1 protein-coding gene and 1 pseudogene are annotated in these 649 nt (G+C 59.0%); both read right to left on the reverse strand.

The features are described 5' to 3' along the window. Window positions 1-139: WhiB family transcriptional regulator (locus CSW57_RS24115; RefSeq protein ID WP_143696614.1), on the reverse strand; the 139-nt coding region annotated here is incomplete at its 3' end. A 291-nt stretch (window positions 140-430) separates the two neighbouring features. Continuing rightward, window positions 431-649, reverse strand: a pseudogene (locus CSW57_RS24120) (diacylglycerol kinase family lipid kinase); the annotation flags it as partial.

The following is a 649-nucleotide window of genomic DNA, read 5'->3' on the forward strand; positions in this document are numbered from 1 at the left end:
GGCAATCAGCTGTAACCGGGCAGCGGTTGCAGACGAGCTTCGCATCAGCAATCTGCGCGATGGCCGGGCCACTGTTTCCCACCGGGAAGAACAGCTCCGGGTCCTCGTCGCGACAAATTGCGTTGTGACGCCAGTCCATCCCTCTGCTCCTTCAGGCGCTTCTTCGCGCCGCTCGTAACCGTCAGTTCATGCGTGCGTAGTTATTGTTTCCGCACTGTTGCTTGTGAATACTTTCACGAATCCAGATGAAGTCAATGGTGTTGCGTTAACACGTGTGCAATATCACTGTGTAGGGGGTGCCTTCATTGGTCCACCTCCCGTTGTACTACTGTGCAGACGGTTTTGCCTGTGATTTATCAAGCAAACATGGTGTGACCTCGGACTCTTTACAGACGTCCAACGATCAGCTAACACGCGGACGAGAGGCACATCACTCGCGCGGAGCGACCACTTCCAACGCGCCGGGCCTGCAACCGAACGTCAGGGCGGTACGCGTCCCGAGGTATTCGCCGTCCATCTGCATGTCTATCGGTGCAGTACTGCTGACCACCACGGACGGGACGTCGTCGGCTCTGAGCAGGTGGCGTGCGCTCGGCTGCGCCGTGCGCGAGAGCAGTTGGCGGGCGAGCGCACGCCACCTGCTCAGAGC

Source organism: Williamsia muralis (assembly GCF_002735905.1).
Classification (GTDB): Bacteria; Actinomycetota; Actinomycetes; order Mycobacteriales; family Mycobacteriaceae; genus Williamsia; species Williamsia muralis_A.